The sequence below is a fragment of the Rufibacter hautae genome (assembly GCF_008271695.1).
GTDB lineage: Bacteria > Bacteroidota > Bacteroidia > Cytophagales > Hymenobacteraceae > Nibribacter > Nibribacter hautae.
Window position 1 is genome coordinate 846,662 of sequence record NZ_VKKY01000003.1, and the last position, 22,143, is coordinate 868,804.

Annotated in this window: 15 protein-coding genes; 10 read left to right on the plus strand and 5 right to left on the minus strand. The window is 53.5% G+C overall.

From position 1 onward, the window contains the following. Window positions 1-136 precede the first annotated feature (136 nt). The 3 genes from FOA19_RS20000 (at window position 137) to FOA19_RS20010 (ending at window position 3,389) form a co-directional block, all read left to right on the plus strand. Window positions 137-2,338, plus strand: a complete 2,202-nt coding sequence (locus tag FOA19_RS20000; RefSeq protein WP_149092608.1) for a PAS domain S-box protein — start codon at window positions 137-139, stop codon at window positions 2,336-2,338. A 173-nt stretch (window positions 2,339-2,511) separates the two neighbouring features. Then, entirely contained in the window at window positions 2,512-3,126 is a 615-nt protein-coding gene (locus FOA19_RS20005) for a SixA phosphatase family protein (protein ID WP_149092609.1), read from the plus strand. A 47-nt stretch (window positions 3,127-3,173) separates the two neighbouring features. Continuing rightward, entirely contained in the window at window positions 3,174-3,389 is a 216-nt protein-coding gene (locus FOA19_RS20010) for a hypothetical protein (RefSeq protein ID WP_149092610.1), read from the plus strand. 135 nt (window positions 3,390-3,524) lie between these two features. On the opposite strand, the gene FOA19_RS20015 is transcribed toward FOA19_RS20010, so the two are convergent. After that, a complete protein-coding gene (locus tag FOA19_RS20015; RefSeq protein WP_223808993.1) occupies window positions 3,525-4,742 on the minus strand; it encodes an MFS transporter in 1,218 nt (405 codons plus the stop codon). Between the two features lie 366 nt (window positions 4,743-5,108). Here FOA19_RS20015 and FOA19_RS20020 point away from each other — a divergent pair, with 366 nt between their 5' ends. The 4 genes from FOA19_RS20020 (at window position 5,109) to FOA19_RS20035 (ending at window position 11,211) form a co-directional block, all read left to right on the plus strand. Then, on the plus strand, window positions 5,109-7,535 hold the full coding sequence (locus FOA19_RS20020; protein WP_190300483.1) for an outer membrane beta-barrel family protein: 2,427 nt from the start codon (window positions 5,109-5,111) through the stop codon (window positions 7,533-7,535). 192 nt (window positions 7,536-7,727) lie between these two features. Next, window positions 7,728-9,200 carry a serine hydrolase domain-containing protein gene (locus FOA19_RS20025; protein ID WP_149092612.1) on the plus strand — a complete coding sequence of 491 codons (1,473 nt, stop codon included), beginning with the start codon at window positions 7,728-7,730 and terminating at the stop codon, window positions 9,198-9,200. A 46-nt stretch (window positions 9,201-9,246) separates the two neighbouring features. Next, the gene (locus FOA19_RS20030; RefSeq protein ID WP_190300484.1) at window positions 9,247-10,476 is read left to right on the plus strand and encodes a sensor histidine kinase; all 1,230 of its coding nucleotides are present in this window, start codon (window positions 9,247-9,249) and stop codon (window positions 10,474-10,476) included. Between the two features lie 9 nt (window positions 10,477-10,485). After that, on the plus strand, window positions 10,486-11,211 hold the full coding sequence (locus FOA19_RS20035; protein ID WP_149092614.1) for a LytR/AlgR family response regulator transcription factor: 726 nt from the start codon (window positions 10,486-10,488) through the stop codon (window positions 11,209-11,211). Window positions 11,212-11,361: 150 nt separating this feature from the next. On the opposite strand, the gene FOA19_RS20040 is transcribed toward FOA19_RS20035, so the two are convergent. Then, on the minus strand, window positions 11,362-12,366 hold the full coding sequence (locus FOA19_RS20040) for a phosphotransferase enzyme family protein (protein WP_149092615.1): 1,005 nt from the start codon (window positions 12,364-12,366) through the stop codon (window positions 11,362-11,364). A gap of 144 nt (window positions 12,367-12,510) precedes the next feature. Between FOA19_RS20040 and FOA19_RS20045 the strand changes: the two genes are divergently transcribed. Then, window positions 12,511-13,407 carry an SDR family oxidoreductase gene (locus FOA19_RS20045; protein WP_149092616.1) on the plus strand — a complete coding sequence of 299 codons (897 nt, stop codon included), beginning with the start codon at window positions 12,511-12,513 and terminating at the stop codon, window positions 13,405-13,407. Window positions 13,408-13,533: 126 nt separating this feature from the next. Here FOA19_RS20045 and FOA19_RS20050 read toward each other — a convergent pair whose 3' ends face one another. Further along, entirely contained in the window at window positions 13,534-14,715 is a 1,182-nt protein-coding gene (locus FOA19_RS20050) for a Gfo/Idh/MocA family protein (protein WP_149092617.1), read from the minus strand. Window positions 14,716-14,908: 193 nt separating this feature from the next. Beyond that, complete coding sequence (locus FOA19_RS20055; RefSeq protein WP_149092618.1) at window positions 14,909-17,056, minus strand: alpha-galactosidase; 2,148 nt, start codon at window positions 17,054-17,056, stop codon at window positions 14,909-14,911. Between the two features lie 460 nt (window positions 17,057-17,516). Here FOA19_RS20055 and lpdA point away from each other — a divergent pair, with 460 nt between their 5' ends. Together lpdA and FOA19_RS20065 are read left to right on the plus strand one after the other, a co-directional pair. Beyond that, window positions 17,517-18,911 carry a dihydrolipoyl dehydrogenase gene (lpdA, locus tag FOA19_RS20060; RefSeq protein WP_149092619.1) on the plus strand — a complete coding sequence of 465 codons (1,395 nt, stop codon included), beginning with the start codon at window positions 17,517-17,519 and terminating at the stop codon, window positions 18,909-18,911. A 247-nt stretch (window positions 18,912-19,158) separates the two neighbouring features. Further along, a complete protein-coding gene (locus FOA19_RS20065; protein ID WP_149092620.1) occupies window positions 19,159-21,624 on the plus strand; it encodes a TonB-dependent receptor domain-containing protein in 2,466 nt (821 codons plus the stop codon). A gap of 172 nt (window positions 21,625-21,796) precedes the next feature. Here FOA19_RS20065 and FOA19_RS20070 read toward each other — a convergent pair whose 3' ends face one another. Then, on the minus strand, window positions 21,797-22,099 hold the full coding sequence (locus FOA19_RS20070; protein ID WP_149092621.1) for a glycine zipper domain-containing protein: 303 nt from the start codon (window positions 22,097-22,099) through the stop codon (window positions 21,797-21,799). Between the last annotated feature and the right edge of the window lie 44 nt (window positions 22,100-22,143).

Consider the following 22,143-nt stretch of genomic DNA (forward strand, 5'->3'; position numbering starts at 1 on the left):
CCCAATCCAGGTCTAATGGCAAGGGCCTAGTGCGCAAAGTAGCATGAAACATATAGGAGCCGAATCAGTTATAGGAAAGTTTTTCCTGCGTTGAGGTATTAATTCAGTAGTTTTCCATTGCAGTAACCCGCACTTCATGTCCATTACAGACCAATTACCAGATTTCCTAAGCAAATCCTCTACGGCAGTTATCTTTAACGCTGCTCAACGGCAAGTAAGAAAAAGATTGATGAGTGGGGTGCCCTTAGCGGAAGTGATGGACACGCTCCTTCTCACCCTTGAAAAAGCCTACCCAGCTATTTTTTCTTCGGTTTTACTGTTGAAAGATGACAAACTTCAACACCTAAGCGCCCCCGGTTTACCTGACACCTATCTAAAAGCGATTGATGGAACCCAGATTGGGCCTTCGGCGGGGTCTTGCGGTACGGCGGCGTTTACCAGGGAGCGGGTCATTGTGGAGAGCATTGCCACCGACCTTAAGTGGGCAAACTATCAGCAAGCCTTGGACCATGGGTTTAAGGCCTGTTGGTCGCAGCCTATTCTGTCTGCGCAGGATGAAAAGGTGTTGGGGACCTTCGCCATTTACTATAAAACCGAAAGGGCTCCCTCTGAAGAAGAAGTCCAGCTCTTAGAGATGGCCGCTGATCTGGCAGGTACAGCCATAGAGTGGGGGATGGTTCTGAAAGACTGCCACCATCTGGAGGAAGAGCTGAAAGAATCTAACGCAGCCCTCCAGGCCTTGAACACCGAGCTGGAGAACAGAATCCAGGCTCGCGCCGAGGAACTGGAAAAGCAGAACTATCTCACCAAAACCATCACCGACAATGCTACCGGTGCCCTCTTCATGATGGACGCCACCGGATATTGTACCTTCATGAACCCCGCGGCCGTGGAAATGGTGGGCTATACCTTTGACGAAATCAGGGCCCAACAGCTGCATTACATGATTCACCACCATCGGCCAGATGGTTCGCACTATCCTTTGGAGGAGTGTCCGTTAGACAGGGCCCTGCCCCAAAACTTTGACGTGCGGGCGCATGAAGACGTGTTCTTCCGGAAAGACGGGACTTCTTTTCCGGTTTCCTGCGCCGCTAGCCCCATTTTTGACGAAAACGGTATCCCTATTTCTACCGTGATTGAGGTGCGCGACATTACCGAAGAGAAAAGAAACCGCCAGGAGCTGCTTGGTACGGTTTCGCAAATGCAAACCCTGCTTTCGGCCATGCCTCAAATCGCTTTTACCGCCACGGTAGAGGGAGAGCTGGACTATGTAAACGGGCATTGGCAGACATACACCGGGCTGCCCCAAACAGATGTACTGGGCGAGCAATGGATTGGAGCCTTGCACCCCGAAGACAAAGAAAGGGCCGCCGCCACCTGGGGAAATTCCATTCAAACCGGCCAGGATTACGAGATTGAGTTCAGGGTAAGGCATTGGGGCGGGAATTACCGCTGGTACCTGGCCAGGGCCATTCCGCTGAAAAACGAGAAAGGAGAGGTGCTGAAGTGGTTCGGGACCGCGACGGATATTCATGAGCAGAAACTGCTGATTGAACGGTTGGCAACGGCCCAGGAGGAGCTGCAGAAAATGAACGCCGAGCTCACCCAGAAAAACACGGATCTGGAACGTACTAACGCTGACCTGGATAACTTTGTCTACACCGCCTCGCATGACCTCAAATCCCCTATCGCTAATCTGCAAGGGTTGGTGAAAGCCCTACAGGAAGAGTTACACGACCTGGGTGCCCAGACCGAACCGGTAGAACCTTTGCTGGTCATGATTGAAAAAGCGATCATCAGGTTTAAGAACACCATTGATGAGCTCACCGAGATCTCTAAAATTCAAAAACAGGTAGAAACCGGCCAGGAAGTGGTCTACCTGGAGGAGTTGGTAGAGGAGTTCAAAGTAATCAACGCAGAACTGATTTTTACCAGTAAGGCCACAATCAACACCCAGGTAACGGCGGCACCCGCTATTCGTTTTTCCAAAAAGAACCTCCGGAGCGTGTTGTACAACCTCATCAGCAACAGCATCAAGTACCATCATCCAGACCGTAAACCGGTGGTAAAAATATCCACGGCTACCCTTGGGGATGGCGGAATTATGCTACGTATTGAAGACAACGGGTTAGGCATAGAAGAACACCACTTAAGCCAGATCTTCGGCATGTTCAAACGGGTGCATCAGCACGTGGAAGGATCAGGCGTGGGCTTGTACATTGTGAAGCGCATTGTAGAAAATGCCGGCGGCGAGATTTCGGTCCAAAGCAAAGTGGGGGAGGGGACCAGCTTTGAAATAAAACTGCCCAGCGTTGCCCCTGGTGAGATTCCGGGCTAAAAAGCCAGAGTAAATAATTCTAAATCAGGCGATGTTGCGGTTAGGGCTTGTGCTGACGCAACATCGCCTTTTGCTGTAGATAGGTTTGTGCTGATAACTTGTTACATTTGGTAAAGCTTCTCTTAAGAAAGCATCTGAACTTAGAATCAGCTTATTCCCACTATATCAGGCAAATGAAAATTTCTCAAATGAAATCTGGCAACCCCTTTCTCTTTCTGCTGTTTACCTGTGTTCTGAGCATGGGTGTCTTGTTCAGCGCCTCGGCGCAGAATGGCCCCGGTAAAAGGAAAGCAGGGGCCGCGGCCAAGGTTAAAGCCTCTGAGACGGTCGTGTACCTGGTGCGCCACGCCGAGAAAGCGGCCTCCAACGGCAATATGACCGATGACCCCGATTTGTCAGAAGCAGGCCAGAAACGGGCCGAGGTCTTGAAAACCAAGTTTGCCGCTGCGCCGGTAGCCGCGCTTTTCGCTACTAAATACAAGCGCACGCAGCAAACCCTGCAACCCCTGGCCACAACCCTGCAGCAGACAGTCCAGATCTATGACGCCCGCGATTTTACCAGTCTGGTAGAGAAAATAAAGAAGGAGTACGCTGGCAAAACCGTGGTGGTAGCCGGGCATTCCAACACCGTGCTGTCGTTACTGGAAGCCTTGGGCGGCAAGAAACCCTTCACTGAGATTGCCGATTACCAATATGATTACCTCTTCAAAGTGACCCTGCGCGAAGGGAAAGAGACCCAGGTAGACGTGCAGCAGTACGGCCAAGCTTCCACGGCCACAGCCAACTAGTAGATGAGCAAAAAACATCAGTTCAGGATTAACTAAAACTTCCACCCATGGGCCTGTTGATTTTTATAGGGTGTACGATCCTGGTCATCTATCTGATGAAAAAGATAGGTGATTCGCGCCAATCAGACGCCTCCCGCATGGGGTTCATCAGCGCGCCAGACGATTTTGTGAGTGGCTCTGCCTTTGATTCCGATAGCTCAGACTGCAGCGGGGATGGCGGCGATTGCGGAGCCGATGGAGGCGACTGCGGCGGCGGAGATTAACGGCCAACTCTTAAAACCTTAACGAAATAGTATCCGCTTTACCTGTTCTTCGAGTAAACCCAAGGATGCTCACTTCTGCCGAATTCCCGTTTAGGAGCCATTTTTAAAAAATTGTCCCTAAACGGGAATTCGTTTTTAAGGCTTGGCCACGCTAGGTGCCGGGGAATTTACATGGCGCATGAACAACAAATGCAGCAGCAAAGCCAACCCGGAGAAGACCAGGCCTACCGCCACTACGCCGTTCCATTTCCAGAGATGCCAGGCCTGGCTCGCGATGAACGTGCCCGAGGCGCCTCCCGCAAAATAGGTCACCATATACACCGTGTTCAGGCGGTTGCGGGCCTCGGGGATGAGGGAGAAGATGAAGGTCTGGTTAGAGATGTGGGTGGCCTGCACACCCAAGTCTAGCAGTATCACGCCAATCACCAGGCCTACAATACTACTCCCAGAGAACCCGAAGACAACGTAGGAAAGCAAGATGAGCGCGATGGTCACCGTAGTCACGGTATACGCATTTCCTTTGTCGTTGAGGCGACCCATGTAAGAGGCACCCAAGGCCCCGGCGGCACCCACCAATCCGAATAATCCAGCGGCATCACTGCCCATATTGAAAGGCGGCTCCTGCAGCAGAAACACCAGCGTGGTCCAGAACGCCCCGAAAGTAGCATAGCATAAAGCCCCGCGCAAGGAAACGAGCCGCAGCATGGGTTGCTCTTTGATCAGGTGAATCAGCGACTTCATCAGGTTTTTGTAGTTGCCCTTGAAATCGGGGTGTACCTCGGGTAACAGGAAATACAGGGCTGCCCAGAGCGCCGCCATCATGCCGGCCGCAATGTAAAACATGGCCCGCCAGCCCAGATGCGCGCCCACAAAGCCGCTCACCGTGCGCGACAAGAGAATGCCAATCAACAAACCGCTCATTACAAAGCCCACCGTGCGGCCCCGGGCCTCGGGTTTGGCCAGGTGCGCCGCCATGGGCACCAACAACTGCGGAATAACCGAGGTAGCCCCGATCAAGAAACTAGCCACCATCAACGACTGGATGTTCACCGCCACCGCCGCCAGCAGCAAGGCAATGATAATGGCTGCGAAATCAATCATGATCAATCGCTTGCGGCGCAGCATATCGCCCAGCGGTATGATAAAAAGCATGCCCACGGCGTACCCGATCTGGGTGAGCATGGCCAGACTTCCCGCCGAGGCCTCTGATACCCCAAACGTCACCGCGATTTTGCCCAGCAGCGGCTGGTTGTAATACAGATTGGCCACCACCATGCCCGTGGCGATGGTCATGACCCAAAGGTTGAGTTTGGTAAGTTCTGGGTGCGCGGGGGAGGAAGCAGGTGTGGTCATAAGCAAAGATAGAAGCCGCCAGAAGTCCAGCAGAGGTTTTCTGAAGCGGCAATTCAGGTGCGAGTATACGGTTCTTCTGTTTGTTTGGCTACTGCAAAGCTCATTCTTTCGCTATCCTTCAAGGAATCACGAGAGGGAAGGCGAAGGCATCATGCAGGAACGAGGTAATAGTAGGTAGGCGTTTCAGAGCCGATTTTTCAAAAACAGGCGGAAAGCAGACTTCCAACTTGACCGAAACTACTCCTGTTTTAACCAGGAATATGGGGAATTGCCGGCGTTGGTACCGGGCAAAAGGCCGTTGGTGTAGAAGTTTTCAGGGCGTGGAGCGGATGGGATATGTTTGATCATTCCTTAACCAAACGCCTCATGAAAACCTCTACTTTCGCCAAAACCCTCGGAGTATTACTGCTTAGTTTCACCGCTTTCACCGGCCAGGCCCAGGTAAATCCCGGCCAGATAAGCGGCACCGTGAAAGACAGCCTGCACCAACAAGTGCTGTCGTATGCCACCATACAGTTGAAGAAATACGCAGACGCCGCCTTCGTAGAAGCAGTCATCACCGATGACAAAGGTGGATTTCAGCTAACGAACCTGCCGCAGGGACTATATTTCCTGACCGCCGATTACCTGGGGTACAAGAAAGTGAAAGTAGATTCGCTGCAAGTGGGAGCCGCCGAGATCCTAAAACCGATCGCCTTGTTCCTGCCCACAGATGCCAAGCTACTGAAAGCCGTAACCGTGACCGGCTACAAACCCTTCATTGAGCAGCAAGCCGATAAGCTGGTGTTAAACGTGGCCGAGAGTCCGTTAGCGGCCGGAGGACCGACTGATGAGGTAATCTCACGGGCGCCGGGGGTAGTGGAGCAGAACGGTGGTTTCCAGGTGCGGGGCAGAAACGCGCTGGTGTTGATTGACAGCAAGAACACCAACCTGAGCGGCGAAGACCTGAAGAATTTCCTAAGCTCGATGCCCACCAATGGGGTTTCTAAAGTGGAGGTGATCGCCAATCCGTCGGCGAAGTACGATGCAGCGGGCGGCGCGGTCATCAACATCATCACGGCCAAAAACAAGAACTACGGCACCAACGGCACGTTGACGCTGGGCACCGGCGCCGGGCAGAAAGCCCGCTACAACGGAGGCCTCAGCCTGAACCACCGCACTGCCAAACTAAATGTCTACGGCAGCCTGGATCGTCAGCACAGCCAATCATTCACCACGCTCACCTCAGACCGCCTCCTGAACCAGGAAAGCCGCATCCAGGAGCGCACCCACGAAGTAAGAACCCAAGATAACAATTCGTTCAAAGCAGGTCTGGACTATGACTTCAGCAAAAAAGCCTCTGGCGGAATTCTGGTGCGGGGCATGCTGAACCAGCGCCGCCGCGTTGGTACTACCGTTTCTCAGTTGTCTCAGAACGGAATGCCCGGCGACCTTTCCACCGTGGACATAGAAGGTAAAAGCCAGGTGGTGAGCCCCTCAGTGAACGTGTTCTACAAAACGCTGCTGGATTCTGCGGGAACCGAACTGCGCCTGGGCGCCGATTATTTCAGCTACGGGAAAGACTGGCAGAACCAGTTTGCTACCCGGTACTACCACGGAGGGGGAGAAGAGCACCAGCCGGCCTCATTCCTGCGCGATGATTCTCCGGCCAGCAACGCCATCCAGACCATAACGGCAGACCTGGTGCATCCCCTGAAAAAAGGGTCCTTGGAAGCCGGCCTAAAATCCACGTTCACCAAAACCGACAACGATATTTTCTGGGAAGGACGCTCCGCTACAGGTGACTGGTCTGTGGATGCCGGCAAGACCAACCACTTCGTGTACCGCGAGAACATCAACGCCGCCTACGCTTCCTACAGCACCACTGTCCAGAAAGTGAGCTTGCAACTAGGCTTGAGGGCTGAGCAGACCACCACCAAAGGCACTTCTCTCACCTTGGGGCAGGAAAAAAAGAGAGACTATTTCAACCTCTTCCCCAGCGTGTCTGGCCAGTACGCGGTGTCAGCGAAGCAGCAGGTGGGTGTGTCTTACCGCAAGAAGATAGACCGCTTCCGGTTCGATATCGTGAACCCCTTTGTGACCTACCTCAGCCAGTATTCGTACGCCCAGGGCAACCCGAACGTGCAGCCGTCCATCTCGCACAATTTTGAAGTATCGCACACCTTGAACAACTCCCTTTTTACTTCTTTGAGCTACGGCCGGCATCTGAATGTGTTGTCTGAGGTGGTGCGGCCACTGGAAGGAACCGAGGCCGTGGTAAGCTCCTTCGCCAATTTCAACAGCGCCGACCAGTGGAGCGGCACCATCACCCACGTGAAAGGCTTTTACTCGGGCAAATGGAACTCCAGCAACACGGTAGGGTTTCTGTACGCTCAGGTATTTGCCAACGGTGCGGCCCAATTCAAGGATTCCCGCGGCACGTTCATGCTCTCCAGCAGCAACACCTTGCAACTGGGCAAAGGCTTCAAAGCCGAGATCTTCGCTTCGTACATGTCGCCCATGACATTTGGGGCCTATGCCTTTAAGGCGCAGTACAGCGGCAATGTGGGCCTCTCCAAAAGCGTGCTAGACAACCAGGGCACCCTCACCCTCAACGTGACCGATGTGTTCAACACCCGCACCACCCGCTATGAAACTGAGTCGTTTGGGGTGCGGGGCGTGAGCGAAAACAAGATGGAGAGCCGCCTGGTGCGCCTTAACTTCTCTTACCGTTTCGGGAACAAAAACGTGAAAGGAAGCAAAAACCGCAAAACCGGCAACGAGGAGGAGAAATTCAGAATGGAAAGCAACTAGAAACCTAGGGCGAATGAAAGAATCCTCTGTTTCGGGGCCATTTTCGCCAAAACGGCCCTGAAACAGGAATAGATCAAAGGTCTCTTCTAGGTGCCGCATCAGATTTCAAAGGGTTAGAAAAATTGTCCCCGCAAACCCTGTAGAACCAAGTAGAAAACTTACATTCGGCTTTTATCTCCCTATATACTAACTATGAGAAATGCCTTCGGTCTTTTGTTGTTGCTGCTTTCCTTTACGGCCTGCCGGGTGCAGACTGCCTCTCCAACTGGGTTGGAGGAAACGAAAGGAAAAGATCCGGTGCAAGGAATGATTGACAAACAAGCCGCCTGGCTTCTGAGCCATCCGGAGATTCATTCGGCTGCTATTGGGGTGTACAAAGACGGCAAAACCAGCCTCTTCTACTATGGGGAGCTTGACCCCGGAAAAGGGAATAAACCTTCTGATTCCACCATTTATGAGATCGCCTCCATCTCCAAAACCTTTACGGGCACTCTCGTGGCCAATGCCCTGCTGGAGGGGAAACTGACCCTGGAAGATGACATCAGAAAATACCTGACGGAAGAATACCCTAATCTCATGTTTGAAGGCAAACCCATCCAGATCAAGCATTTGCTTACCCATTCCAGCGGCTTGCCCCGCGCCTTGCCCTTGGACGATCACATCTGGCAGAACCCGGGAGACAGCCTGGCTTTCAAGCTGCATGCCTTAGCCAAAGACTATTCCAAAGAGCGGTTTGTGAAAGATCTGCACCTCGTCAAACTCAAGACTGCGCCGGGAAGTGGGTATACCTACTCCAATGTGAACCCTAACTTAGTGGCGCTCCTGTTGGAGAACATCTACGGGAAACCGTTTGAAGAACTGTTAGCGCAAACCATCTTTCAAAAGGCGAGGCTGCAAACCACTAAAATGCAGTTGAGCCAGGCAGAGCAGAAAAGGTTAGCAAATGGTTACAATGAAAAAGGAGTGCTCATGCCGCACATGGAGAGTCCGCTCTGGGGGGCTGACGGCGGTCTGAAATCTACCCTGCCCGATTTGATGAAGTACATGGCGTTTCAATTAGACAAAACCAACGCCATGGCCCAAAAATCACAGGAACTGGTGGCCGGGACTTCCCACGGGTATTTCTGGACCATAAGGGGAGAGAAAGACGCTAAAGCGGTATCCGGTCATGGAGGGGCGTTTGGGACTCAGACCTGGTTTTCGTTCTATCCGCAGCTCAATAGCGGCATCGTGGTCATCACCAATGAATCAGGTCCCAACACGGCCAGCATTATCTCGGGCATGGTGCCTTGGAACTCCCTGTACATAGATTTACTGCAGAAACTGAAGCAGGAAGGCCGGGAGAAGACCATTGCCTTTTACAACCACCTTAAAGCCACTCAGGCCAAAGACTACCATTTTGAGTCCGCTGAGGCGGAGTTGAATCAACTGGGCTACCATCTGCTGGAATCAAAACGCGTGGAGGATGCCATTGCCATCTTTGAATTGAACACCCGCGAATTTCCCACCTCTGCCAACGCTTTTGACAGTTTAGGTGAAGCGTATCTGGCCAACGGGAACAATGAGCTGGGTTTGAAAAGCTACAAGCAGGCCTTAGCATTAGATCCCAGCAGTGATAACGCCAAAAAGATGATTCAGAAACTAGACCCCAGCTCTAAAAAATGATGGAAGGATGCCCCTCAAAAGTAAGGCACATAACCCCCTGAACAGAATGCCAAGTCCAGATTTTCGTTTCTCTGGATTTGGCGATACTTTTAGCAACAGGCAAACCGGCTCCGCGCGGTGGCTTTCTTCCCTAAACCAATCCTTGAAAATGGCGCTCTGGCAGTTCCTTAAAAAATACCGGGTCATTCTGGCGCACTTGGGCGTGTGGGTAGGATTTCTGTGCATGTGGGCCATCACATCGGGGTCCTTTCACCTGAACTCACTGGGTTTGCTCCGGATGTGCGTCATATTTCTGCCAGCTGCTTTTGCATTTTATGGCAGCAATTTCCTGCTCTTCCGGTATCTGCCGGGGCAGCAATACTTGAAGTTGGTTATCACCGAAGCGATCTTCCTGTTGGCCTGTTTTGTGGTGCTGGTGTTCACCATTCAGGTGTGGCGGCCCATGGCGTTCCGGCAGGACGTGGTGTGGCCCACCTTACAGACGTTCACCTCTTGGGCATACTGGCGCGATGCGTTGTGGCTGTACGTTTTGCTCTCGGCGCTGTCACTGGGGTACTATTACTTACGGCAGACCGGCAAGAAAACGCGGGAACTGAAACTGACGATGCAGCAGAAACTGGAAGCTGAAAAAGGCAAACTGGAGGCCGAGTACGCGTTTCTGCGGGCGCAGATCAATCCGCATTTCCTGCACAACACGCTCAATTTTTTTTACGCCAAATCCCTGGGGCACTCAGACGAACTCTCGGACGGGATTCTCACCCTCTGCGACATTATGCGCTACTCTCTGGAAAGCGACGAGGACCAGAACGGCACCGTGCTGCTCACCAAAGAAGTAGAGCACCTGCGCAACGTCATCAAAATCAACCAGCTCCGGTTCAGCCATCGCCTGCAGATCGATTTCCAGCTGCGGGGAGAGTTGCACGGTCTCCGGATTATTCCGCTGGTATTGATCACGATGGTGGAAAACGCGTTCAAGCACGGCGAACTCACCAATGCCGCGCATCCGCTGCGGTTTACGTTGGAAGTCAGTCCGCAGAATCAGCTCACGTTCACAGTAGTCAACAAGAAGAGAACCGGCCCCAAGGAAACTTCGCACGGTATTGGGCTGGACAATACCCGGAAGCGCCTGGCGGCCGCTTACCCGAACCGGCATCTGCTGGAGGTGCAGGACGAGGAGGAGTTCTACACTATTTCCCTTCAAATTCAATTGCCGCAGGTTGCCCAGCCATCTGCCAACGTTCACTTATCGGCCATTCCGGCTTCCTTTTCAAACTAGCCCATTTCTATGAACTGTCTCATTGTGGACGATGAAGAACACGCCCAGGAGGTGATCAAACACCACCTGAAACAGGTACCCGCGCTGCAACTGGTGGGCGCTACTGCCAATCCGCTGGAGGCGCTGCAGATCATCAACTCGCAACCCGTGGACCTGGTGTTTCTGGACATCCAGATGCCGGAGCTCTCGGGGCTGGACATGGTGCGCGCTATCAACGGCCGGTGCAAAGTGATCATGACCACCGCTTACTCAGAGTTCGCCGCCGAAGGCTTTGACCTGGAAGTAGTGGATTACCTTCTGAAGCCCATCTCGCTACCCCGTTTCCTGCGGGCTGTGCAACGCGCCATGCCCGTAGAAACCTCGGCTCAACAAGTGCCCAATCCTTTGGTCGAGCCGCTGGAGAACGACTACATTTTTGTAAAAACGGAGCTGAAAGGCAAAATGCTCAAGATCAACCTCCCGGACATTGATTACGTGGAGGGCATGAAAAACTATGTGGCCATTCATCACAACGGGCATCGCACCCTGGCGCTCCTGAACATGAAAGCGCTGGAGGAACGGCTGCCCGCCAAACAGTTCATGCGCGTGCACAAGTCCTTCATCATTGCCCTGAACAAGATCACCGCCATTGAGGGCAACCAGATCCAGCTCAAGAACATCAAGGCAGACATCGCCCTGGGCGATACGTACCGCAGTGCCTTCCATGAGATCATGCGCAAGAAACTGATGCAGTAGCGTTGCGCCAGTTTCCGTTTTCAAGACCGTTTTAGAAAATAGGCCTGAAACTAGCTTTTAAGATGGGTACGTCTATTGAGGTCCTTCGTGAGGATAAAGATTAGTTGGGCTGTTCCTGCCTATCGGTGGATGTAGCCATGAAATACTCTCTCATGATGCTTTCTCCCAATACCTCTCGGTGATTTGCCGAATGAGCTGGACACGGGCCTTTAGCCTGGGGTTTTGCAGAAGCGGAAGGAAGTGGTCATGTGTGGCGTAAAAGCCTAAATAAAATACCCAGAAACCTAAAGCCAAGTAGGGCATGGCAGCTAACTCTTCCTCTGAAAGCGGACGAACCGCTCGATAACCAGAGAGAAATATCTGAAACGCGTGATCGGCAGATTCCTGTTTCATTTTCCCGTAGTGCACGTCAAGGCAGAGGTGTTGCCAGAAGACCATTACATCGTTCACCAACCAGCCCCGTCCCAGAAAATCGAAATCAAACAGCGTGAGTTTCTCGTCGCCGTCAAAGTGGAAGTTCTTCGGGAAGAAATCATAGTGGCAGTAGCCAAAGGAAAAGGCGCTGGTGTTGAACTGCGCCAGGCGCGCCCGGGCTATGGCCGCCGCTTCCTGCAGCCAGGCATACTCTTCTGGGTCTTCCAAGAAAAAGTCTTTGATGGCTTGTAGGGGCTGGGTAAGCGTGGTTTCCACATCCAGTAGCCATCGTGCCTCGTTCAGCGGCACCAAGGAAGAAACACTATGAAACTTAGCCATTTCCTGCCCCAGGAGGTGCAACTGTTTTTCGGTCAGCAGCGGAACCATCCGGCCGGGCGCATAGCTGAACAGCACGGCGCATCGGTTTCCCTCGGCGGCAGACAGCGTCTGAATCGTTTGGCCTTGTTTATCTGAAATCGGGTAAGAAACAGAGACCTCCGCATTTTTCAAGGCTAAAAGTAGGTCAATTTCGGCCTTTACTTGCGTGTAGTTCCTGTGTGACGCGCGGTACACCCGCAGTATGTATGGGGAACTTGGCGCGACGATGAGGTAAGTGTCTCCCACGCCTCTGGTCAGAAACTTTCCTTGCACCGGGCCAAGGTTGTACTGCTCTGAGACAAACGAGGCGAGCGCATCGGCTTGTAAGGTAGAATAGGAGGTAGGAAACACGGGAACCATCATGGGGTAAGGTTAGGAATTAATACGGAATTTGCCTGGCAGGTTTTCTAAACAGGCGAAATGGGGCCATCCAGGAAGCTGGAGTTCAACCCTTTGCTTTTGGTATCGTTTCAAAATGGGTGTTACAGTTCCAACCATTTAGAAACTATGAATTCAAACCAAGATCCAACCCAGCAGCAAGACCCTCAGGAGAAGTTTGACAAACCGCCCTTCAGCGAGTCCACGCAGAGTGAACCGGGCGAAGAATCAGAGATGGACATAAAGCCGGACCACGGCGAGGAATCTTACAAGGGCTCGGGAAAACTGACCGGCCGCAAAGCCATCATCACCGGGGGCGACTCGGGGATTGGGAAAGCGGCGGCCATCGCGTTTGCGCGGGAAGGGGCCGATGTGCTCATTTCGTACCTCAACGAGGAAGAAGACGCCCGCGACACCGCCAAATGGATTGAGCAGGCGGGCCGCAAAGCGGTGCTGGTGCCCGGCGACATCACCGACGAGGCCCACTGCAAGGCCATTGTGCAGCGCGCCGTAGACGAGTTCGGGCAGATTGACATTCTGGTGAACAACGCCGCGTTCCAGATGGCGCGGGAGTCTATGCAGGACATCTCCAGCGAGGAGTTTGACAAAACGTTCAAGACCAATGTGTACGCCATGTTCTACCTGTGCAAAGCCGCCGAGCCGCACATGAAGCCGGGCGCCACCATCATCAACACCACCTCGGTGAATGCCTACAAGCCCTCGCCCATGCTGTTGCCGTACGCCGCCACCAAAGGCGCCATCCAGAACTTCACCGCCAACCTGGGCCAGATCCTTGCCGACAAAGGCATCCGGGTGAACTGCGTGGCCCCTGGCCCCATCTGGACGCCGCTCATCCCTGCCACCATGCCCAAAGAGAATGTAAAAACCTTCGGGAAAGATACGCCGCTGAAACGCCCCGGCCAACCCGTGGAGCTATCGGCGATCTACGTGCTGCTGGCCTCGGAAGACTCCAGCTACATGACCGGTTCCACCGTGCAGGTCACCGGCGGTACTCCTACGATTTAGTCCTGAGTCCTGAGTCCGGAGTTCTGAGTCATAGAAACCGAATCGGGCCTGTTTTTTGAAAAACAGGCCCGATTCGGTTTTATATCCGTTGCTGACTTTAAGGCTTAGGATCAAAGCAGACTCCCGTTAAGAAATGGTCACTCGCTTGCCGTTGTTGCGGGCCGATTCATAGATGGCCATCAGGATTTTCACGTCGCGCAGGCCCATTTCGCCCGAGATTGGTAACTTTTGTTTGTTCTTGAAGCTGAGTGCCTGGGCATCCATTTGCAGCGCCTGTTCATAGACCTGCGGGTAATTCATTTTGCCTTTGCTGGTTTCTCCTTGCAGGCCTGAATATGAATACGCAGGGCTTAAACGCCACCACCCGTTCGCGGCTTTGCCAGCCAGTAAACCCTGGCCCTCGGCGTAACTGGAGCTGCAGTCGGCAATGACACCGTCGGCAAACTCCATCTGCCAGTCAATGGATTGCTCCACCTCGGCAAAATGGGTTTTGTGGGTCACTTCCCCGAACTTGGCGGTCACGGCCACCGGGGTTTGGCCCAGCGTGTAGCAGGCCCCTTGCACGCAGTAAACGCCCATGTCCATCAGCGGTCCGCCGCCAGCCAGTTTCTTGTCCAGGCGCCAGACGTTGGGGTTTGACCCCGTAATGTTGAAACCGTTTCTGGCTTCAATGCTTTGGACCTTGCCAAACACCTGCTTCTGCCCCAGTTCCATCACACGTTTGTTGTGCGGCTCAAAGTGCAACCGATACCCGATAGTCAGCTGCACATTGTTTTCCCGGCAGGCGTCCAGCATGCGCTGGGCATCGGCCACGCTGGTAGCCATGGGTTTCTCGCAGATGACGTGTTTTCTGGCTTTGGCCGCCCTGATGGTGTACTCGGCGTGCAGGCCGTTGGGCAACACAATGTACACCGCGTCAATATCGGGGTTGTTGGCAATCTGGTCGAAGTTCTCGTAGCTGTAGACGTTCTTGTCGGGGATGTTGTACTCAGACTTCCAGCGGTCTATCTTGGAAGGCGTGCCGGTGACAATGCCCGCCAGGTAGCAGTGCTGGGTTTCCTTCAGGGCCGGGGCCAACTGATGCTCGGCGTAGCCGCCCAGCCCCACCAGCGCAATGCCCAGTTTCTTGGTGTTGCCTTGGTTTTCGGCGGCTGGCTGGCTTTCCTGCTCAGCGCCGGAAGTACCACCCGATTGGCAAGAACCGAACGAGAAGAAAGGAAAGCCGAAGGCAGTGGAGCCAAGGACCAGGGAAAAGCCTTTCAAGAAACTTCTTCGGTTGGGGAGAAAGCGTTGCGGATTTTTCTTCATAGCGGATATTGGCTGGTGGATGAAGGTTATATGCGTTTGGGTGAGAATAAGTTGCAAAGCTTCCTGAGTAGAGCTTTCCTCTATGTTTGTCCACCTGAAAGGATTTTGTGGGCAAGCCAGAAAGACGCTGCTTCAACGCTAGCATAGCTTGCCCATATAGTCGTTCCAAGATGACGTAGTTGGCGAGACTGCCTTACTCCGCGGTGATTACATAAATATGGCTGGTAAGGGCAGCGGCATCCGGAGAGATGGGCAAGCCTACTTTCATGAGGTAATCACCGGAGAACGTTTTTCCGTTGGCCGCGAAGTTGGATTTGGTGCCCGGGAACAGGTTGATTTCCTGGATGGAGTACTTCTTCTGCGGGTCCAGGCCTTGCAACGTCACGGGGAACATGGTCTCGTTGAAACGTGTGTGCAGGTTGTAGGAATACAGCACGGCTTTGTCTTTGGCCGGTGCCACGTACATAACGGCCGCCCGGTTGCCCTCATAGGGCGAGAGCAGGCGGTAATGGTCGCCTTTCCAGATGACCTCGCTCAGGCGTTTGTAGTTTTTCACCGCCTGTTGGCTGAAGGCCAGTTCGTCTTTCGTCCACTTGTCAATCTCCTGGTCGAAGCCCAGTTTGCCCATCATGGCCACATCGGTACGGAATTTCAGCGACTGCTTGCCCCAGGAAGTCACGTGGCTGGAAAGCGCGATGGACGGGAAGAAATACGAGTAGCCCCACTGGATGAAGACGCGCTCCACGCCATCGGTGTTGTCGCTGGGCCAGAACGAGGTGAAGTAGGGCAGGGCGCCATAATCGGTGCGGCCGCCGCCGCCGGAGCAGAGCATGATGGGCAAATGCGGGTGCTTTTTGCGCAAACGGTCCAGGATTTTGTACAGGCTGCGGGTGTACTCAATGTACAGGTGCGATTGGTTTTCCTTCAGGTACGGCGAGTAGGCGTTGGTCATCATGCGGTTGTTGTCCCACTTGATATAGGCGATGTTGGGGTGCTTGGTGAGCAGCTTGTCCACCACATCAAAGACAAAGTCCTGCACTTTGGGGTTGACCAGGTCCAGAATGAGCTGGTTGCGGTACAGGTGCTCCTCGCGGTTGGGCAGCTTCAGGATCCAGTCAGGGTGCTTCTCGTAGAGCTCGCTTTTGGGGTTCACCATCTCGGGCTCCAGCCAAATCCCGAATTTCACGCCTTTGCTCTCGGCTTCTTTGATGAGGTGCCCGATGCCGTTGGGAAGTTTCGCTTTGTTTTCCTGCCAATCGCCTAAGCCGGCGCCGTCGCTGTTGCGGGGGTATTTGTTTGCGAACCAGCCATCGTCCAAGAGAAACAAGTCTACGCCCAGGGTGGCGGCATCTTCAAACAAACCGGCCAGTTTCACCTCGTTGAAGTCAAAGTAGGTGGCCTCCCAATTGTTGAGCAGCGTGTAGCGCGACTCATTCCCGTCCAGGATGCCGTAGTTGCGGCCCCAGCGGTGGAAGTTGCGGCTGGCGGTGCCTTTGCCCTGGGTGCTGTAGGTGAAAATGAACGCGGGGGTGGTGAAGGTCTGGTTTCTGGGCAGTTTGTACTCAGAGGCGTACGGGTTCATGCCGGCCACCACGCGCAAAGACTGTTTCTCGTCCATGTCAAACGCAAAGCGGAAGTTTCCGGTCCAAGCCAGCGTACCGGCCAGTACCTCGCCGGTGGTTTCATCGGCTAGTTTGTTTTTGGACAGGAAGAACACCGGCGTCTGGTACATGTTAGCCCGGCTGCCTAGTTTGCTGTCCAGCACCTTGGTACCGTTGGTGAGTTTGCTTTCCTCCATGCGCATCTCCTCGGCCCAGTCGCCGTGGAACTGGGTGAGGTAGTACTGCGGCGCATCGAAGTGCAGCATGGCCGAGGCGTACTGCGTCAAGATTACCGGTTTCTTTTCCTGGTGTTTGATCTCGGTCCACGTTTTGATGACGTCTTCCTGAAAATAGGCCGAAAAGTGCAGCGTCACCTCCACGGGGTATTTGGGGTCTTTGAGCGTGATGTGCGCGGTGGTGACGTTGTCCTGTTTCTCGGTGCGGCTGGAGGCATACCGTAAATCCAGCGACGGGTTGCCGTCATTGTGCTGCACCCTGATGGCGGGTTCAAACAGGTTGTCGGTGCCAGCGGGCACATAAGCCTCGTGCTCAGGTTGCAGTTTGGTGTACTCAGTGGCGTCGGTCAGTTTGGGCCCCAGGTAGCTCTGGTACAACTTCTGATTCGCGCCCACAGACAAAACCAAGTGCACGTTCTTCGTCTCAATCACGAATTCGTTTTTGGTCTGGGCCTGGGCTACGGCGGTTAGGGAAACTAAAAGGATAAGGAGGAATCGCTTCATGGGTTGTGTGGCTGGCAATGAAGAGAGCAATATACATTTTCTTGGCGTATGCCGGTAGCGCCTGGTAAGAAGGTGGGCAACCCTTTCGTTTATGTCGTTGCTGTCACATGGAATGAGTACGACGTTACGGTGTAACGTCGCTACAGGGCAAATATGTAGCGTCGTTGCACTGCAACGACGTCATCCGGCAGGATGAAAGGGCGCTGCCTTCCCCAACCAAAGCCCGCCCGGGGCAAAAGCACCTGTCACCCGCGGGATTTCTAAACCTTGGCCTTTAACAACCAGATTCTTCTTGAATGGCCAATTTCAGAACCCATCTGGAGAAACTCCTGCCGGAAACAGGAAAGCGTTTTGGGGTTGTTTTAGCAGAAACAAGCCAGAAAGGGCTTCTCGGTGATAAACTTGGCAAAAGACCATTTATGATGTAGCTTTGCCAGTACATAACCTTACATCCAGACACATGGCATCAAAATATGATTTGATAGTGGTGGGTAGCGGCCCCGGTGGTTACGTAGCCGCCATCCGCGCATCACAATTGGGTATGAAAGTGGGCGTGGTAGAGAAAGCTGAGTTGGGCGGTATCTGCCTTAACTGGGGCTGTATCCCTACCAAAGCCCTCCTGAAAAGCGCACAAGTATTTGAGTACATCCAGCATGCCAAAGACTACGGGATCAACGTAGCCGATGCCAGTGCTGATTTCGGGGCGGTGGTTGCCCGCAGCCGGGGCGTGGCCCAGGGCATGAGCAAAGGCATCCAGTTCCTGTTCCGCAAAAACAAGATTGACCATATCGCCGGTTACGGCAAACTGAAAGGCCAGGGCCAACTAGAAGTGACGTCTGCTGACGGCAAAGCCGAGATTTACGAAGCCGCCCATATCATCCTGGCCACGGGTGCCCGCTCGCGCGAACTGCCGAACCTGCCTATTGACGGCAAAAAGATCATCGGGTACCGCCAGGCCATGGTGCTGGAGCAGCAGCCCAAGCGCATGGTGGTGGTGGGTTCCGGCGCCATCGGGATTGAGTTCGCCTATTTCTACAACGCCATGGGTACCGAGGTGACCGTGGTAGAGTACCTGCCGAATATTGTGCCGGTAGAAGACGAAGAGGTGTCCAAGACCCTGGAGAAATCGTTCAAGAAAGCCGGCGTGAACATCATGACCAACTCTGAGGTGTTGTCAGTAGACACATCGGGCGAAGGTTGCGTTGTGAAAATCAAAACCGCCAAAGGCGAAGAAACCATTGAGGCCGACATCGTGCTGTCTGCGGTGGGTATCCAAACCAACCTGGAGAACCTGGGTCTGGAAGAGCTGGGCGTGGCCGTTGAACGCGGCCGCGTAGTAACCGATGATTTCTACCGTACCAACGTACCGGGCGTGTACGCCATTGGTGACATCGTGAAAGGCCCTGCTTTGGCGCACGTTGCCTCTGCTGAGGGAATCATCTGCGTGGAAGCCATCACCGGCCACAACCCAGAGCCGTTGGATTACAAAAACATCCCGGGCTGTACATACTGCATCCCGGAGATCGCCTCTGTGGGGTACACCGAGAAAGAGTGCCGTGAACTGGGCCGTGAGATTAAGGTGGGTAAATTCCCGTTCTCAGCCTCCGGTAAAGCCAGCGCCAGCGGTGCCAAAGACGGTTTCGTGAAAGTGATCTTTGACGCGAAGTACGGCGAGTTCCTGGGCGCGCACATGATTGGCGCCGGAGTAACCGATATGATTGCCGAGATTGTGGTTGCCCGTAAACTGGAAACCACTGGCCACGAGATCATCAAGTCTGTGCACCCGCACCCTACCATGTCTGAGGCCGTGATGGAAGCCGCCGCAGCCGCCTACGGTGAGGTGATCCACTTGTAAGAATTTTCACATCAGCATTGAAAAGGCCTGGGCTCTGCCCGGGCCTTTTTGTTTTTAGGCCTTTTTTAAAAAAACCAGCTTAAAACAGAAGTCCATTTCGGCTGTTCTAAGAAAATATAGCGGAGACTTTAAACCTTTGGGCATCAAAAGGCTCCAATTAGCCCCGGTTCCTTGACACTTATGTGTTTTGGGGCCGTTTTTATCAAAAGAGAATCATTCCAGTACGCGTACTTTAAAAATCCCCCGCATGAAACATCTCCTCCGGCTCTCTATTATCTGTATCCTTTTGTTTGGCTATACCGCTGCCCAGGGTCAGGGCAAGATCACGGGCAAGCTGCAGGATGCCACCACCAAACAGCCGGTAGGGTATGCCACGGCCGCGCTCCTCTCTGGCCGCGATTCTGCCATTGTGAGCAGCGCCCTGGTAGACGGGGATGGCACTTTCACGGTGGCCCCGGTGGCGGCCGGTAGGTACCACCTGAAGGTTTCCTTTGTGGGGTATGCTACCCGCGTGGTGCCCAACATTGAGGTAAGCGCCGCCGCGCCCTCGGTGGATCTGGGGGTGATTGCCATGCGGTCGGCGAGTACGCAGTTGAAGGCCGTGGAAGTGGTGGGCCAGCGCGCGCAGGTAGAATACGGTCTGGACCGGCGGGTGTATAACGTGGGGCAGGATCTGTCTACCGTGGGCGGCACGGCGGTAGATGTGATGCAGAACGTGCCCTCCGTCACTGTTGACCAAGAAGGAACCGTGAGCATGCGCGGCACCTCCAACATTACCATATTGATTGACGGCAAGCCCTCAGCGCTGAGTGGGCTGGGGCTGGACCAGATTCCGGCTAGCACCATTGACCGGGTAGAGGTGATTACCAATCCGTCGTCTAAATACGATCCCAGCGGCACGGGCGGCGTTTTAAACATCATTTTAAAAAAAGAGAAGCAAAGAGGCTTGAACGGAGTGGCTTCAGTAAACGCCGGCATGGGTAACCGCTACAACACCTCACTCAACCTCAACTACCGCTTCGGCAAGCTGAACCTGTTCACCAACTATGATTTCCGGCAAGATTACCGAAAAGGCACCGGAAGCGTTTTCCGGACAAATTATAGGCGAGAAGAATCTAAACCGGATTCTACTTCATATCTGGAGCAGGAGTCGGAAAACGAAAACCGGCGGGGAAACCACAACGTCCGCTTCGGGGCAGATTACCAGCTCACTGATAAGCAAAGTATCACGGGTTCGGTGCTGTATAGGTACGGCTATCGTGAAAATGACGGGAACACTTTTTACCGGTTTTTAGAGGAAAACCGGTCGCTCAACAGCACCTCTAACAGAGCCACCACCGGTGATGAAACCAGCCGCCTTTTTGAGTACACGCTTGGCTACCGCATGACCTTTGACAAACCCGGCCGCGAGTTAACCGCCGATGCCGTGTTCAACCAGGAAGAGGAGCGTGGGCAGGATGATTTCAGGCAATTGTTTTACAACGCAGAGGGCCGTGAAACGCCAGCCAGAAACGATCTTCAGAAAAACCAAGGTCTGGAAAAAGAGCGGGAGTTCTCATTGCAGGTAGATTATGTGCATCCGTTCAGCGAAAAAGGGAAATGGGAGGCCGGTTACCGCAGCACCTTTGAGCGCAGCGACGAAGATGTGCAAGCCACCGAGTTTAACAGAATCTCCAGACGCTATGAAAACAGCATAGGCCGTACTAACCACTTTGTATATGATGAATGGGTGCACGCGGTGTACGGAAACTACGGCGATGCCATTGGCAAATTCAGTTACCAGTTGGGCTCACGGCTGGAGCAAACCAACATTGTCACAGACCAGATTACCCAGGGCAAGCGCAACAACATTGAGTACCTGAACCTGTTTCCCAGCCTTTTCCTGACCTACGAGTTCTCCCAGGAGCAGAAAGTGCAGACCAGTTACAGTCGCCGCATTGACCGTCCGTGGACGGGCCAGTTGAACCCGTTCCGGGATGTTTCTGATGCCCTGAATGTACGGGAGGGAAACCCGAACCTTCGGCCTGAGTTCACGGATTCGTATGAGGTAAACTACCTGCACTTCTGGAAAGAAACCACCGCCACGGTAGGCGTTTTCTACCGCCGAATGACCGATGTGGTACAAAGCATCCGCAATCAGTTTACCACCGAAAACGGGGAAAATGCCACGCTGTCTACCTTCCAAAACATCGCCTCAGGCGAATCTTACGGGTTGGAGTTAACCGGAACCGCCAACCTGTTCAAATGGTGGAGCCTCAACGCTAACGTCTCCGGTTTCAATTACAAGATAGACGCCACTGAGCAGGGCCTGGCCTCCAACAGCCGCCTCAGCTGGACCAGCCGTCTTAATTCCAACTTCACCTTGCCGTACAAAACCGAAGTGCAGCTTTCCATGAATTACCGGTCGCCCACAGTAACAGTGCAGGGGGAGCGTTCTTCGTTCTTCACCACCAGCCTGAGTGCCCGCAAAGAAGTATTTGGCGGAAAGGGTAATATCATCTTGCGGGTGCAGGATGTATTCAACACCATGCGGTTTAACTCGTACACGTTTTCAGAAGGACAGTTTGAGGAAACCAGCCGTTACAAGCCTCAAAGTCAAATTGTGTTTGTTGGTTTCAGCTACCGTTTCGGGAATGTGTCGCAGAAAAAGGAGCGGGGCGAGAACGAAGGCGAATTGCCAAATGGTCCAGAGCGGGAAGTGGAAGGAAACTAAGGGTAGACAGAGCGGCGCTTTGGTTGCTTCTGCGTTTCAAGGACCGTTTTATGAAAACGGGCTTGAAACCACCAATCCTGAAATTTTCAGGCTTACAACGTAGGTTAATTCATGAAAAAAAGAGGGCATCTCAGGTGAGAGCCCTCTTTTTTTGACTTAAAAATAAAGGGAATTAGTCATTATTCTTCTTGGCGTACTGGTCGTAGCGCTTAGGGTCTTTCTTCCGGTCTTTCTTTCTCCCGATGGCCCCACCAGCTACGGTACCGGCCGCAGCCCCGATGATGGCTCCTTTCGTACCGCCAACAATGGCTCCGGCAGTGGCACCACCGGCTCCGCCAATCACCGCGCCTTTGGCTTTTTTACTCCAGCCTCTCTTTTGTTTTTTAACCTCCTGGGCTTGTGCCTCGTGCGTCACGCTGCCGCCTAATACAAACACAGAGCACAGCATGACCAATGATATCTTCAGATTTTTCATAATCTTATTTCGGTTGATCTATTTGCATTTAACGGTGCTGGCAG